This window comes from Niallia sp. FSL R7-0271 (genome assembly GCF_038005785.1).
Lineage (GTDB): Bacteria > Bacillota > Bacilli > Bacillales > Cytobacillaceae > Niallia.
On sequence record NZ_JBBOTZ010000001.1, the window covers coordinates 487,640 to 501,790 of the forward strand.

Consider the following 14,151-nt stretch of genomic DNA (forward strand, 5'->3'; position numbering starts at 1 on the left):
AGGTGTTGAGCGTATGCTAAAGGAAAATATTTCATTAAGCCAATTAATCACATTAGTTATAAATTTCCTGCTCGGCAGCGCTATTGTAGTCGGAGTAGGGTTAGAGGCGAAGCGGGATGCATGGATGGTCGTAATTGCAGGCTTTTTTATCGGAATCCTCATCATGTCTGCTTATTATTTTTTACTGTCTTTGCAGCCTGGAAAAAACCTCTTTGAAATAATGGAAATTTGCTTTTCCAGACCTGTAGCAGTCGTTATGTCTCTCGTATACATTTGCTACTTTCTGTATATAGCATGCCGGGTAATTAGAGATTTTGGAGAGCTGATTTCAGCAGCGATTCTTCCGTTAACGCCCATTGAAGTTACAGTAGTTCTCCCTGTCCTTGTCATAGGTTATATCCTCTATATGGGGATTGAAGTGTTGGGACGAACCTCTGAAATCTTTACACCATATACATTTGCCTTCATGCTCTTGTTGTTTATTTTCTTGTATGGGAGCGGAAATATTGAGCTGGACAATCTTCAGCCAGTTGCTTCAACCGGTTTTATGCCAATCCTGAAAGCAATCATTCCCTCTATCTCTGTTTTTCCCTTTGGGGAGCTGATTGCATTCACAGTGGTCCTTGCAGATGTGACGAACTTCAAGTACAGCAGGAAAGTAAGCCTTATGGGTGTTGCCATTGCTAGTTTCCTGCTGCTTCTGTCTGTGTTTTTAATCGTTACATCTTTAGGGGAAAACATCGCTCTTCGTTCGAATTTTCCTCTGCTTAGTGCAGCGAGGCTTGTGAGTATTGGTGAATTTATTGAACGGATTGATGCATTAGTCGTCTTCATTATCATGCTCGGAATTTTAATTAAGAGCTCTGTCTTTATTTATGGCGGTCTCAAAGGATTAGAGTATGTATTTAATAAGCCATACCGGTTTTTTTCTATCCCAGTTGCCTGCATCGTCTCGATCTTCGCTGTTTTTATTAGTAATGACTTTGCAGACCATATAAAAGAGGGTCTTTATGTGGATATATTTATCTTACATCTGCCATTGGAATATGGGTTTCCAATTTTAGTGCTGGCCACATTACTGTTTAAAAAGTGGAGGAAAGACCGAGGCTCAGGCAAGGAGGCAAAAGCATGAAGAAGTTCTTGAAAAAACTGCTTTCCATCAACAGCAAAAAACAAATACCTTCTAATACGAAACCGACAAAAGCGGAAGAAATTGAAATGAAAGAAATCAGCTTTGAAACCGTGAAGGACGAGATTAAAAGGATTTTTGGCAATACAGCAGATTTAAAGGCAGATGATGTATTAGTAGGTAAGTCAGAAGCGATTATTTTTTATTTAGACACGGTCATCAATACCGACTTTCTCAAGGATATGCTTGGACAAACTTTGGAAAGTCCTGTTGAACAGGATTTTAAGATTACGAGTGAAGAAGAATTGCGAGCATTTGGTAAAAAAGCTTTTGGTGTGTCAGGCTATAAACTTATTAACACAATCAGTGAAATGACAGAGACAATTCTTGAGGGAAGAATTGCAGTTGTTATAAAAGGTATACCGGCTGCACTCACTATCAGCTTCATCAACAGTGAAGGAAGAACCGTTTCGGAGCCGACTACACAAACAGTTGTAAGAGGTCCAAAGGATGCGTTTGTTGAGGACATATCAACCAACATTAATTTAATTCGGAAAAGGATAAAAAACCATAATCTCCAGTTTGAGAAGTTCAAGGTAGGAAATGAAACGAGAACGAGTGTGTATGTCGGCTCCATAAAAGGGGTTGTGAATGAAAAGATATTAGAAGAGGTGCGGAAACGAATAAAAGATATTAATATTTCCGCTGTTTTTGAATCTGCGAACATAGAAGAGCTCATTCAGGATAAATCGGCGACTGTCTTTCCTCTGGCTTTGAATACAGAGCGGCCGGATTCAGTCTGCTCAGCGCTTTTGGATGGAAAAATCGCCATCATAACCGACGGGACACCGTTTATTTTGCTGGTGCCTGCCGTACTGACAGATTTCTTTATTTCATCTGAGGATAATTACCAGAATTATTTCATGTCCAGCTTTATCAGGATGATCCGGTACCTGTCGTTTATGATTGGTTTGCTGATGCCTTCTGCCTATGTAGGAGTATTAACCTTCCACCCAGAGCTTTTGCCGACAACTTTGCTGTTAAGCGTAATTGCCCAGCGGGAGGGTGTGCCGTTCCCGGCAGTTATTGAAGTATTTATTATGGAGATAACCTTTGAAATTCTCCGTGAGGCCGGTGTCCGCATGCCAAGGGCAGTAGGTCAGACAGTATCCATCGTTGGAGCGTTGGTAATCGGGCAAGCTGCAGCAGAAGCTGGAATCATTTCTAATATCATGGTAATTATTGTAGCGATCACAGCGATTGCTAACTTTGTCTTTCCGAATTACAGCTTTGCGAATGCCTCCCGGTTGATACGGTTCGTGCTTATTATTGTTGCATCGATACTCGGATTGTATGGAGTATTACTTGTGCTGATATTTATGGTTGCCCACCTTAGCTCGCTCCGTTCCTTTGGTGTGCCGTACTTGGCGCCAGTTGCACCGTTTATTGTCGAGGATCAAAAGGATATATTTATTCGCACGCCAATCTGGTTTCAAAATAAGCGGCCTGCCTATTTAAGTCCTAGCAGCACAGATAAGCAAAAGCCGCAAGGTTCACCATCTCCTCCTAAACAGACGAAAGGAGGAAGCGGGGATTGAAGCTTTATGGAAAACTGCTTATCTCCATTATGATTGTTTTCCTTTTGAGTGGCTGCTGGGATCGGAAGGAACTGTCAGAAATTAAACTCGTTTCAGGGATGGCGGTTGATAGAGGAGATGACGGCAAATATAAAGTGACGGTAGAGGCATTAAATGCAGCAGAATTGAATTCACGGACGAGCGGAGGCAATGCTCCTGCATTAGTAGAAACGATTGAAGGAGAAACCTTATCGGAAATCAGTCATCAATTCAGCCAGTATTATGCTCAATACCTTGTTTTTTCTCATATGAAGCTCCTCGTTATTGGAGAAGATGTAGCAAGGACTGGGATGATTGATTTTATTGATTATTTAGAAAGAAACAGGGAGCTTCGTGATGACTTCAAAATTCTAATTGCAAAGGACACGAAAGCGTCCGATGTGTTAAAGGTGACAAATCTCTACCGGAAATCCTCTTCTCTGAAGTTGTCGACACAGCTTGAAAACATGTTCCAAGACTGGGGCGGAGATCCGGATATGAGAATAAATGACTTTATCAATGACATCACTTTAGAAGGGAAGGAAGCAATTTTAAATGCAGTAGTTGTACAAGGAGACAAGAAAGTTGGAGCAACTGTTGAAAATATGAATAATGTTACACCAGAAGCAATCGTACTAGTTGATTCCCTTGCGGTTTTTGACAAAAAGAAGCTAGTCGGCTTTTTGCCAATAGAGGACACTCGAGTGTATTTATGGATAACAAATAAATTTCAAAATACAACCTTGACAGTACAATGCGGGGATGATGAATATAGTGCTGTGAGAATTATCCACTCAACAACAGATGTCCAGACGAAAATGGATGGAGTAATACCTGAATTCAACATCAATATTAAAGCAGAAGGCTATATTGAAGGCACACAATGCTTTAAAGCATTGGATAAAATAGAGACCTTTCAAAAGTATGAAGACCTTGTCAGTAAAGATGCATCAGAAAAAATTAAAAGCACAGTCGAAAAAATGCAAAATGAATATGGTCTGGATATATTTGGATTCGGAGAAATGATGAGAAGGCAGCATAATGACCAGTTTGCAAAGATAAAGGACGACTGGAACAAATACTTTTCAGAGGCCAAAGTAAATGTGGACTTTGAGTTCATCTTAAGAAGGACAGGAATCAGGTCAGACAGTTTCCTTGACGAAGTAGAGAAATAACGAAAAATAATAATGATTCCCAAAATTTAATATAATTGCTTGAAATATGAAATAGATATGATATTCTGTATGTACAAACGAAAATTAAATGAGAAATCATCACTAGGGGATCCCTTGATAAGGGCTGAGAATAAAGTAGCTACTTTTAAACCCTCATAACCTGAACAGGTTCGTACCTGCGTAGGAAAGTGGAAGATTGTTTTGTTATGTACTTTTTACTGTTCATACAATCAAAAGCCACTTTCCTATGGGATAAAGTGGCTTTTTTTATTGGAAAAAGGGAGGATTGGAGGGATGGCTACCAATTAAAGTTGAGTAATTTCATAGGTAAAGGTGGTTATTGGTGAAATGAAGCTTATTGCCATAACAAATGATGCTTATTCAGTAGAGGAAACATGCACTAAAATACTGGAGATTCATGATTATGTTGATTTTATTCATATAAGAGAAAAGTCTAAATCGATGCTGGAGATATATTGTCTTTGTAAACAGCTTTTGGCAGGAGGGGCAGATAAACGAAAAATAGTTATCAATGGAAGGGAAGAAATCCTGCTTTTAGCCAATATGCTTCATGTTCATCTCCCCGAAAAGGGGTTTCTGATTGAAAGGACGCGCCGAAGGACAGCATGCCAGCTCGCCGGGAAATCAGTACATAGCCTTAAGGCAGCACTAGAAGCAGAAAAGGAAGGGGCAGATTATATTATTTATGGACATTGCTATGAAACGGACAGTAAAAAGGGGATGCCTCCTAATGGAATAAAGACATTGCAAGAAATCAAGCAGGCAGTCAAGCTTCCTGTATATGCAATCGGCGGGATAAGTGAGGACAAAGTGGCTGGGCTGTATGAATGCGGTGCTGATGGGATTTGCGTTATGTCAGGGATTTTTGCTGCAGGAAGTCCAAAGCTCGCCGCAAAAAAGTATCAAGAAAGGTGCAAAGAGTATGCAAACACGAAAATTTGAAGCTGCTGTTATTGGCGGCGGCATTATCGGCAGTGCAATTGCTTATCATCTATCCAGTGAAAACATTCAGACTGCCGTATTCGAGGCAAATGAGATTGGCGGGAAAACAACAAGCGCTGCAGCAGGAATGCTGGGTGCCCATTCTGAATGGGAGGAATTTAAAGAACTGTATCCATTTGTCGCAGACAGCCACAATTTGTATAACCAGTTGTCGCTGCAGTTAAAAGAGACTTGCGGGATTGATATTGAATTGAAAAAGGGAGGGATTCTTAATCTAGTCTATTCAGAGGAGGAAAAGAAAAAATTTAATTCTGTTCTTCACTTACCTTCTGTTTCATGGCTGTCTGCAGAGGAAGTTTGGGAAATAGAGAAGCATGTTAGCCAAGACATCTTCGGTGCTGTATATATGAAAGACGATGTCCATGTCACGCCGATATCTGCTTGTAAAGGATTCAGCAAAGGTGCCTATCAGCTAGGTGCACAAATCTTTGAACATACGATTGTGCTTGAAGTGGAGCGATTTGGCAGTGAGTATCTTATAAAAACTACGAAAGGTGATTTCTATGCGGAAAAAGTAATCATTGCCTCTGGAGTATGGACAAATAAGTTTTTTGCTAAATTTGGACTTGAAAATGCCTTAGTTCCTGTTAAAGGCGAGTGCCTCTCTGTTATCAATGACCGATTGCCTTTGAGCAAAACTTTATTTCATGAAAAGAGCTATATTGTGCCAAGAAATAATAATCAGCTAGTAATAGGTGCAACACAGAAATGGAATGATTGGAATGAGTTGCCGAGCTTTGGCGGCATACAGGAAATCATGGAGAAGGCACGGAAAATGATGCCAGAGCTTGCATTAATGCGCCCAAGCAGGTTTTGGGCAGGGTTAAGGCCGCAATCCTTCGACAAAAGACCTTTTATCGGTGAGCATCCTGAAACCACAGGGTTATACTTTGCTGCTGGCCACCAGAGAAACGGCATCTTAATGGCACCAGCAACAGGGATGATGATAACAGATTTAATAATGGGAAGAAAGGTGAATGAGCTTTGGCTGAAGGCATTCAGAATCGACAGAGCAGAGCATTCCCCAATGGAGAGGGTGTAAGAAATGAATATACAGCTAAATGGGAAAAGCATAGATGTTCCTGATGATATAGGAACATTGCAAGATTTACTAGTTTGGTATGGTTTGCAGGATCGAATGGTTATAGCTGAATTAAACAGAGAAATTATTAAGAAAGAAACCTATCAATCTACAGCACTTACAGAGAAGGATATTTTAGAGCTTATTCATTTTGTCGGAGGAGGATGAAATAAATGATGAAAATAGGTAACCGTACATTTCAGTCAAGATTATTGCTAGGAACAGGTAAATATCCATCATATGATATCCAAAAGGAAGCAGTAGCAGTATCCGGTGCAGAAATATTAACATTTGCACTCAGAAGAATGAATGTGTTTGAAGAATCTCAGCCTAACTTCCTGGAGAAATTGGATTTGACGAAATATGCCTTGTTGCCGAATACGGCTGGAGCAAAAAATGCAGAAGAAGCAGTACGAATTGCGAAGCTTGCAAAAGCTTCAGGTCTTTGTGACATGGTGAAAGTAGAAATAATCGGCTGCAGCAAAACACTGCTGCCAGATCCTGTTGAAACATTGAAGGCTTCAGAGAAGCTGCTTGAATTAGGATTTACTGTTTTGCCTTACACTTCTGATGATGTGGTGCTCGCTAAGCGCCTTGAGGAATTGGGAGTCCATGCTGTCATGCCAGGTGCGGCACCAATCGGCTCAGGCAGAGGGATAATTAATCCGCTAAATATCAGTCTGATTATCGAGCAATCAAAAATCCCTGTAATTGTCGATGCTGGCGTTGGTTCTCCAAAGGATGCAGCATTTGCCATGGAGCTTGGGGCAGACGGAGTGCTACTTAATACGGCAGTTTCCAATGCAGAAGATCCTGTGAAGATGGCAAGAGCCATGAGCCTGGCGATTGAGGCAGGAAGACTAGGCTTTGAAGCGGGGAGAATGGCGATGAAGAAATATGGAGAAGCGAGCAGCCCGGCAAGCGGACTGGTGACCTCATGATTGGCAAATATAAAAAGCAAGAGCTGTTTATTGGGGAATCGAGTCAAAAGAGATTGCAGGAAAGTCATGCCGTTATTTTAGGTGTGGGGGCACTCGGTTCATCGACAGCAGAGATGCTGACAAGAGCAGGCGTTAAAAAGCTGACAATCATCGATAGAGATTATGTGGAATGGAGCAATTTACAAAGACAACAGCTTTACACAGAGGAAGATGCAGCATTAAAGCTGCCAAAGGCAATTGCTGCAAAACGGAGACTAGAACAGGTAAACAGTGATGTGCAGATTGATTGCCGGGTTGAGGACATAACAGGCAAGAATATAGAAGAAATGATTAAGGGAGCTTCCATTATTATCGATGGAATGGATAATTTTGAAACAAGACTTATCATCAATGATGCTGCTGTAAAAATGAATATACCATATATATTCGGTGCCTGTGTCGGCAGCTATGGGCTGACCTACCCTGTCATTCCTGGTGAGTCACCGTGCTTGCACTGTATTATCGAGCAGCTCCCAGCACAAACAGAAACATGTGACAGTGCTGGAATTATCAGTCCTATTGTCCAGCTTGTCGCAGCTTTTCAGGCTGCATACGCGCTGAGGGTTCTCTCAGGCAAGGCAGTCGAACCGATACTCGTATCCTATGATATTTGGAGTATGCAAAAGGCAGAGATTCATGCCGATAAACTGAAAGACCCTCATTGTCCCGCATGTAGCCAAAGGTTATTCTCCTATTTGGACACAGGTAATCAAACGAAAACAGATATATTATGCGGCAGGGATGCCATTCAAATCCGGCCGGGAGTTTCACAAAGCTTTGATTTGGATGCCCTTGCTAAAAGCATTCAGCATGTTGTTGAACATATGATTGTTAATCCCTATTTACTCGCTTGTGAGTTTGAAAAGCACAGGGTTGTCCTATTTAAAGACGGACGTGCCATTATCCATGGCACTGATGAGCGCTCAAGGGCAAGAGCCATTTACAGCAGACTCGTTGGATGATTAATGCCAGCCTAAAGACCTTTTGAAGAGAAGGTCTTTTTTTTATGCCGCCAGAAAGCTGAGCATCCACTAAGCCTCAAGTCTTAGAGAGAAATCAAGCGGAAGCACGTTATGAAAAAACGTGCTGAAAGCTATGATAGGAGTATGAAATGAAAGGAGAGATTGATGAAATGAAAAAAGTAGGTTTAGTTCTTATCGGGGCGACAGCGGCAATTATCCTTCTGTCACAGTTAGGTCCTCTAGTTGGGCTGATTATAAGCGGAGCATTGCTGTACCTTGTGTTCAAGCAATTTTTAAAGGCAGGGCATACAGGAGCGAAGATAGGATGGGGAGCATTAGGCATCATATTACTCTGTATCACTGCAAGTAATCTTCCTGCAATACTTGGTTTAGCTGCAGCGTACATCCTGTTTTTAGTAATTAAAAAGTGGAAAAAGCCGAGTGTCACAGAAAAAATCAATACCTCTGATGATCCGTTCCAGAATTTTGAGAAGCAATGGTCTGAACTTAACAAAAACTAAACAGAAAAGAGGAAAATAATTATGGCAAAACTATTAGAAAGAATCAAAAATGCAGTAATGGCAGATATCAATGAAGTGCTGGATAAAAAAGAGAACAAGAACCCTCTTGCTCTGCTCAATCAATATTTAAAAGAATGTGAAAAAGAGACAGAAAAGGTAAAAGGGCTTGTAAAGCGCCAATATGTATTGAAAGAAGCGTTCACAAAGGAGCTTAAAGAGGCTGAGGAGCTAGCAGCAAAACGTAAAAATCAAGCAGAAATCGCATCAAAAGCAGGGGAAGAAGAGCTGTTTGCCTTTGCTCAAACAGAGCAGCATCATTATGAAGAAAGAATTGTCCGCTTGATGGAATCACTGAAAATCACAGACCAGCAGACAAGTGAGCTTGAGGCAAAATACGCCTTGATGAAGCATAAGCTAAAGGATATGAATATTCGCCGCCTTGAACTGATGGGCAAGGAAAACATGACAAGAGCTTCCTATACAATTGATAAAGTTACAAATGAACAAGGAAAAGAAGGTCAACCAACAAGATTCGATGAACTGGAAACATATATTGAAGGCTTAGATAAGAAGATTACGAACAATTATTACCAGCATACAATTGATGAAAAAATCGCAATCCTAGAAAAAAAGCTAGAGGAAAAGAAAGATGAAACTTTCACATCTTGAAAAAAATGATATTCTTAAAAGGCGTAGGTTTTTTATACGCCTTTCCGAGTATAGATAAGACGGGAATGTAATTATATCTATAGCCGGAAGGGCGTAGCCACCATGAAGGGAAAGGAAGGAGGAGCTTTCATTGTTTGAAAGAATTAAGAAGGATTTTGCTGGCTGGTTTGTAGTTGTTGCCGGGTTCCTGCTTCTATTGGAAATTTTCGTTTTGCATCCAGGATTAATCTTTTCCTTTCTGATTTCCATCGGTCTGATGTATTACGGAAAACGGGGATTAAAGGGGAAAACAGGAAAGTTGATGTTTTGGGCTGGATTGCTCGTGCTGCTGATTAGTGTGCTCAATATGTTTACGGTGAAGTTCCTGTTATTCAGTCTCCTTTTTTATTGGTTTGTGCAGTTTATCCAGAACAAAAACAATAAAGAGGTAATCAAACCAATTATTAAGGAAAAGAAAGAAGGGGACGGAGAGGATATAATCATTAAAAAGGAGCCGATGTTTCGCAACAGGCTGTTCCATCGGAATGAAACTCCTGATCATGTTTATGAGTGGAAGGATATCAATATTCAAACAGGTGCAAGTGATACGATTATTGATTTGAGCTATACGGTACTGCCGCAAGGGGAAACAGTCATCTCCATCCGGAATCTTGTCGGCAATGTCAAAATATATATACCATATGATTTGGAGGTCAGCATCAACCACTCCGTCCTGTTAGGCTCTGCCTCTATCTTCGATGAAGTAAATGAAGGGAATGCCTTCAATCTGAATGTAATCAGAAGCAGCGCTGCCTATGACCAAGCGGAAACAAGAGTGAAGATCATCACCTCTTTTTTAGTCGGAAATTTAGAGGTGAAAAGAATATGAGCATCATACAACGGCAAATTATATGGGGAATAAGCATTGCATTAATTTTGCTGATTTTCACTTCTGCTGTCTTTTTGCTCGTGTTTCCGCCGGACAGCTGGAGTGATATTTGGGATAAACAGGTTCTTGATATTCCTTTTGTCTTGTTCGTCGTTAGTGCAGATGTGGCGATTGGGCTCTTTTTTGGAGTGTTGAGCGGTTACTCATGGAGAAAGCAGTTTAATGCTCTTGATGGTATGATTCACAGCGGGGAAAAGAATAAGGAGCTGGACCGGGAAAGCTCAGGCTTTTATGAAGAAATACATTCTTTAGGGACCAAAATAACAAGTGTGCAAAACAAGCTGAAGGAGCAAATTAAACTATCGCAGAAGCTTGTCACAGAGCAGGCTGAGAATCAGCATACAAGAGTTCAAGCTGTCATTGCTGATGAACGGAACCGCCTTGCCAGAGAGCTTCATGATTCTGTGAGTCAGCAGCTTTTCGCTGCCTCCATGCTCTTATCTGCTATCAACGAAAGAAGACAGCCTGATGGTGATCCTGTTGAAACAAAGCAGCTAAAGCTTGTTGAAGAGACCATTCACCAGTCGCAGCTGGAAATGCGGGCACTGCTGCTGCACTTAAGACCTGCGGCATTAAAGGATAAAACCTTAAAAGAGGGCATAATGGAGTTATTATCAGAGCTTTTGCAAAAAGTGGAAATGCAAATTACGTGGAAGCTCGAGGAATTTATATTGGATAAAGGTATAGAAGACCATTTATTCCGAATTCTGCAGGAATCTGTCTCAAATACACTCAGGCATGCTAAAGCAAGCAAGCTCGATGTGCAGCTGCTACATAGAGAAGAGTACGTCATCTTAAGGGTTATGGATGACGGCATCGGATTTGATGTGGAAGAGAGCAAAACAGGTTCTTATGGTCTGCAAAATATGCATGAGCGGGCAGCTGAAATCGGCGGCCAGCTGAAAATAATCAGCTTGCAGCAGCAAGGGACACGGCTTGAGGTGAAAGTGCCGATGATTTTAGATGAGGAGGAGAAAGGATGATAAGAGTTCTGTTTGTCGACGATCACGAGATGGTCCGGATAGGCGTTTCCTCTTACTTATCAGCACAAGCGGACATTGAGGTTGTCGGTGAAGCTGACAATGGAAGAACGGCCATAGATATGGCTTTAGAATTACGCCCTGACATCATCTTAATGGATTTAGTCATGAAGGAAATGGACGGGATTGAAGCAACAAAACACATTATCGAAGCGTGGCCGGAGGCGAAGATCATTATAGTTACAAGCTTTTTGGATGATGAGAAGGTATATCCAGCATTGCAGGCAGGAGCGACCAGCTATATGCTGAAAACATCGAAGGCAAGTGAAATAGCAGATGCCGTCCGCTCCACCTTCAAAGGACAAATTGTCCTCGAGCCGGAAGTCACTGATAAGATGATGATGAAGATGCGGGAGAAGCCGCAAAGCTTACTTCATGACGAACTAACAGCAAGAGAGATGGAAATACTGCTGCTCATGGCCGAAGGAAAAAGCAACCAGGAAATAGCAGATGCATTGTTCATTGCTATCAAAACAGTTAAGACCCATGTGAGCAATATTTTAAGCAAGCTTCAAGTACAGGATAGAACACAAGCCGTCATTTATGCCTTTAAGTACAGGCTAGTTGAATAAAAAATCCGCGAGGGAAACCTTGCGGATTTTTTGTTTTATTCGGATAAAAGGTGTTAAAGTCGGTGTTTAGGTCTTTTAAACAAACGTTTGATTAATAATAAACTTTAAAACTTGTAAATATATTTTTATAACTTGTCTCATATGATGAAAGAAAAGCAAATAAAAATAATCCATTTTTATTGTAAGGAGAGGTCCATGAGTTCATTTTATAAAGGTACGTTCCTACTGATTGTTACGGCGTTTTTTGGCGAATGCATTGAATTTTTAATCAATATGGTAATGGCAAGAGAACTGGGGGAACAAGGACTGGGGCTTTTTATGACTATCCTGCCGACGATTTTTCTTATTGTTCTGCTTGCAAGCTTTGAGCTGCCAGTCTCTATCTCTAAATTTATTGCAGAGAAAGACTCAGTCTATCATCACAGCATGCTTCAGCAGGTGATAAAATGGACAATCATCTTTACGATTGTACTGACTGTTATTGCTGGTTTTGTTATCCCATTTATTCCTATTTTCAAAGACTATCATCCAATATTAAGATGGCTTGTGCTGTTGCTGCTGCCGATAATCTCCTTTACTTCGATTGCAAGAGGATTTTTTATGGGGAAACAGCAGATGGGGAAGATTGCTGCATCTAATTTCTTGCGTAAAATTGTTCAGCTGGGAATGCTCGTCTTCTTGTTCCAATGCTTTTCTTTTGATTTGGAGACCTCTGTCCTAATCGCTTTTTGTACGATTGTAGGCAGTGACTTAGTTGTCTTTTTATATTTGCTTCATATGTTCTTTGTCCAATATCAGCGCATTAGAAAAGGAAACAATGAGAACATGGGCGGCAAGGCTATTTGGAAGGACCTATTAAGTGTATCTATTCCAACAACAGGTCTGCGGATTTTTCATGCATTGTCCCATGCTGTCCAGCCGTTTCTAATAAAAGGGGCATTAGTGTCATCTGGAATTACCGCTGCCAATGCAACAGAGCAGTTTGGGATGCTTGCAGGAATTGCGTTAACTATCGGTTTCTTTCCGGCATTCATTGCTCATTCCTTTATGACCATGCTGATTCCGACCGTTTCAAAGGCTTATGCAGACAGAGACTACTTGCATTTGCAGAATTTGCTTAAACAGGTGATGCTGATAACTCTTGGGTACGGATCCGTTGCTGTAAGCATCTTCTACTTCTATGCAGAACCGCTGACAATGAAATTCTTTCACTCATCACAAGCAGCTTCGATTGTACAGTTACTGTGGCCGTATTTCTTCCTCCATTATTTTACGATTCCAATGCAGGCATTCCTGATTGGGTTAGGCCTTTTAAAGGATGCCGTTTTCCACTCTATATGGGCTACAGTGTTTTCGTATACCGCCATCTATTATCTTGGCTCGTTAAGCCATTTGCAGATGGGAGGAATAGCAATCGGCATGAATTTAGGTGCAGTTATATTAGCCCTGCTCCATTATTTGACCATTTGCAAAAAAATCGGCTTTTCGATTTGGCTTTCACCAGGTAAACAAGTACATCAATAAAAATTTCTTTTTAAAAAAATTTTTTTGAAAAAAGTGTAGGGGTTGAAGGATGCCGTTTCGTTTATTGTATAGGAAAGCGTCCTAGGGGAAGGAGGACAATGATGAAACCCCTAAACAATAAATATTCAGGTGATTGTAAAGAAACCTGTTATGAAGAAATAATTAAAGAACATGGAAATGCTATATATGCCTATATTTTTTCATTGGTCAAACATAAAGAACTAGCTGAAGACATTTACCAGGAAGTACTCATATCCTCTTATCTGTCGTTTTCTTCCTTCGAAGATTACAGCAAAGCAAAAAGCTGGCTGTACAAAATAGCAATAAATAAATGCCGTGATTATTGGAGAAAAGAAAAGACATCGAAGAAGTTCTGGGAGGAGACCGTATATACATACGTAAGGGATACTTCTGTTTCCCTGCCGCCAGAGGATACAATTATGAATAAATGTGCACATGAGGAAATGATTGATACATTAGAAGAGCTGCCGCCAATGTATAAGGAGCCACTTCTATTATTCTATTATCATAACAATACACTGCTTGAAATTAGCGACAAAACAAAAACGCCCCTTTCAACTGTGAAAACACGAATGAAAAGGGCAAAAGAACAGCTTCGTCCTAAAGTAAATAAACTGGTTTCCATTTAGTATGGAAACCTTTTTTTATCTTTAATCTTCCCGCTGCTTGTTATAATAGTTAACCGAATACATGGCACCTTCACTGACCATATTGTTATCCCCAATATCTTGCGGATCAGGATTGCCGGTTTTTACCATAAGTGGCTCGTCCTGTTTGGAGTTAAACTTCTGAGTGACTCGCTGCATCATTTCTTTCCCTTTTGAGGTAAAAAGAAGGTAACTCCCAACTCCTGCACCAACAACAGCTAATGTACGCATCGTTTTCATTATTCATCCCTCCGATAAGTTTG

16 protein-coding genes and 1 riboswitch are annotated in these 14,151 nt (G+C 40.7%); of the genes, 15 read left to right on the forward strand and 1 reads right to left on the reverse strand.

Features of this window, described 5'->3' with window-relative positions:
* The first annotated feature begins 13 nt into the window (after window positions 1–13).
* From MKX82_RS02485 to MKX82_RS02555, 15 genes are all read left to right on the forward strand, one after another.
* A complete protein-coding gene (locus MKX82_RS02485; protein ID WP_341074828.1) occupies window positions 14–1,132 on the forward strand; it encodes a GerAB/ArcD/ProY family transporter in 1,119 nt (372 codons plus the stop codon).
* Window positions 1,129–2,727 (forward strand): spore germination protein, encoded by a 1,599-nt coding sequence (locus MKX82_RS02490; protein ID WP_341074829.1) that lies wholly within the window; start codon window positions 1,129–1,131, stop codon window positions 2,725–2,727. Before MKX82_RS02485 ends, MKX82_RS02490 begins: the two co-directional genes overlap by 4 nt.
* Window positions 2,724–3,920, forward strand: a complete 1,197-nt coding sequence (locus MKX82_RS02495; protein ID WP_237940666.1) for a Ger(x)C family spore germination protein — start codon at window positions 2,724–2,726, stop codon at window positions 3,918–3,920. The genes MKX82_RS02490 and MKX82_RS02495 overlap by 4 nt, the downstream gene beginning before the upstream one ends.
* 94 nt (window positions 3,921–4,014) lie before the next feature.
* A riboswitch (TPP riboswitch) is annotated at window positions 4,015–4,124 on the forward strand.
* Between the two features lie 144 nt (window positions 4,125–4,268).
* Window positions 4,269–4,883, forward strand: coding sequence for a thiamine phosphate synthase (locus tag MKX82_RS02500; RefSeq protein ID WP_233316292.1), 615 nt, complete (start codon window positions 4,269–4,271; stop codon window positions 4,881–4,883).
* Window positions 4,864–5,985: a glycine oxidase ThiO gene (thiO, locus tag MKX82_RS02505; protein ID WP_341074832.1), complete on the forward strand. Its 1,122-nt coding sequence runs from the start codon at window positions 4,864–4,866 to the stop codon at window positions 5,983–5,985. The genes MKX82_RS02500 and thiO overlap by 20 nt, the downstream gene beginning before the upstream one ends.
* 3 nt (window positions 5,986–5,988) lie before the next feature.
* Window positions 5,989–6,192, forward strand: a complete 204-nt coding sequence (thiS, locus tag MKX82_RS02510; RefSeq protein ID WP_233316294.1) for a sulfur carrier protein ThiS — start codon at window positions 5,989–5,991, stop codon at window positions 6,190–6,192.
* A gap of 5 nt (window positions 6,193–6,197) precedes the next feature.
* On the forward strand, window positions 6,198–6,965 hold the full coding sequence (locus MKX82_RS02515) for a thiazole synthase (RefSeq protein WP_233316295.1): 768 nt from the start codon (window positions 6,198–6,200) through the stop codon (window positions 6,963–6,965).
* A complete protein-coding gene (locus MKX82_RS02520) occupies window positions 6,962–7,966 on the forward strand; it encodes a ThiF family adenylyltransferase (RefSeq protein ID WP_233316296.1) in 1,005 nt (334 codons plus the stop codon). Before MKX82_RS02515 ends, MKX82_RS02520 begins: the two co-directional genes overlap by 4 nt.
* 149 nt (window positions 7,967–8,115) lie before the next feature.
* Window positions 8,116–8,487, forward strand: a complete 372-nt coding sequence (locus tag MKX82_RS02525) for a lmo0954 family membrane protein (protein WP_311315973.1) — start codon at window positions 8,116–8,118, stop codon at window positions 8,485–8,487.
* A gap of 21 nt (window positions 8,488–8,508) precedes the next feature.
* Window positions 8,509–9,156, forward strand: coding sequence for a PspA/IM30 family protein (locus MKX82_RS02530; RefSeq protein WP_233316297.1), 648 nt, complete (start codon window positions 8,509–8,511; stop codon window positions 9,154–9,156).
* Window positions 9,157–9,286: 130 nt separating this feature from the next.
* A complete protein-coding gene (gene liaF / locus MKX82_RS02535) occupies window positions 9,287–10,024 on the forward strand; it encodes a cell wall-active antibiotics response protein LiaF (protein ID WP_233316298.1) in 738 nt (245 codons plus the stop codon).
* The gene (locus MKX82_RS02540; protein WP_233316299.1) at window positions 10,021–11,067 is read left to right on the forward strand and encodes a sensor histidine kinase; all 1,047 of its coding nucleotides are present in this window, start codon (window positions 10,021–10,023) and stop codon (window positions 11,065–11,067) included. The genes liaF and MKX82_RS02540 overlap by 4 nt, the downstream gene beginning before the upstream one ends.
* Window positions 11,064–11,696: a response regulator gene (locus tag MKX82_RS02545; protein WP_237940670.1), complete on the forward strand. Its 633-nt coding sequence runs from the start codon at window positions 11,064–11,066 to the stop codon at window positions 11,694–11,696. Before MKX82_RS02540 ends, MKX82_RS02545 begins: the two co-directional genes overlap by 4 nt.
* 195 nt (window positions 11,697–11,891) lie before the next feature.
* Entirely contained in the window at window positions 11,892–13,220 is a 1,329-nt protein-coding gene (locus MKX82_RS02550) for a polysaccharide biosynthesis protein (RefSeq protein ID WP_233316301.1), read from the forward strand.
* 98 nt (window positions 13,221–13,318) lie between these two features.
* The gene (locus MKX82_RS02555) at window positions 13,319–13,870 is read left to right on the forward strand and encodes an RNA polymerase sigma factor (RefSeq protein WP_237940672.1); all 552 of its coding nucleotides are present in this window, start codon (window positions 13,319–13,321) and stop codon (window positions 13,868–13,870) included.
* 21 nt (window positions 13,871–13,891) lie between these two features.
* Here the strand turns inward: MKX82_RS02555 and MKX82_RS02560 are convergent, their stop codons facing one another.
* Window positions 13,892–14,128, reverse strand: a complete 237-nt coding sequence (locus MKX82_RS02560; RefSeq protein WP_233316303.1) for a hypothetical protein — start codon at window positions 14,126–14,128, stop codon at window positions 13,892–13,894.
* Window positions 14,129–14,151: the final 23 nt, after the last annotated feature.

Coding starts and splice junctions, on each gene's coding strand:
- MKX82_RS02485 (WP_341074828.1), top strand. CDS start 14: ATGCTAAAGGAAAATATTTCATTAAGCCAATTAATCACATTAGTTATA.
- MKX82_RS02490 (WP_341074829.1), top strand. CDS start 1,129: ATGAAGAAGTTCTTGAAAAAACTGCTTTCCATCAACAGCAAAAAACAA.
- MKX82_RS02500 (WP_233316292.1), top strand. CDS start 4,269: ATGAAGCTTATTGCCATAACAAATGATGCTTATTCAGTAGAGGAAACA.
- thiO (WP_341074832.1), top strand. CDS start 4,864: ATGCAAACACGAAAATTTGAAGCTGCTGTTATTGGCGGCGGCATTATC.
- thiS (WP_233316294.1), top strand. CDS start 5,989: ATGAATATACAGCTAAATGGGAAAAGCATAGATGTTCCTGATGATATA.
- MKX82_RS02515 (WP_233316295.1), top strand. CDS start 6,198: ATGATGAAAATAGGTAACCGTACATTTCAGTCAAGATTATTGCTAGGA.
- MKX82_RS02520 (WP_233316296.1), top strand. CDS start 6,962: ATGATTGGCAAATATAAAAAGCAAGAGCTGTTTATTGGGGAATCGAGT.
- MKX82_RS02525 (WP_311315973.1), top strand. CDS start 8,116: ATGAAAGGAGAGATTGATGAAATGAAAAAAGTAGGTTTAGTTCTTATC.
- MKX82_RS02530 (WP_233316297.1), top strand. CDS start 8,509: ATGGCAAAACTATTAGAAAGAATCAAAAATGCAGTAATGGCAGATATC.
- MKX82_RS02540 (WP_233316299.1), top strand. CDS start 10,021: ATGAGCATCATACAACGGCAAATTATATGGGGAATAAGCATTGCATTA.
- MKX82_RS02545 (WP_237940670.1), top strand. CDS start 11,064: ATGATAAGAGTTCTGTTTGTCGACGATCACGAGATGGTCCGGATAGGC.
- MKX82_RS02550 (WP_233316301.1), top strand. CDS start 11,892: ATGAGTTCATTTTATAAAGGTACGTTCCTACTGATTGTTACGGCGTTT.
- MKX82_RS02555 (WP_237940672.1), top strand. CDS start 13,319: ATGATGAAACCCCTAAACAATAAATATTCAGGTGATTGTAAAGAAACC.
- MKX82_RS02560 (WP_233316303.1), bottom strand. CDS start 14,128: ATGAAAACGATGCGTACATTAGCTGTTGTTGGTGCAGGAGTTGGGAGT.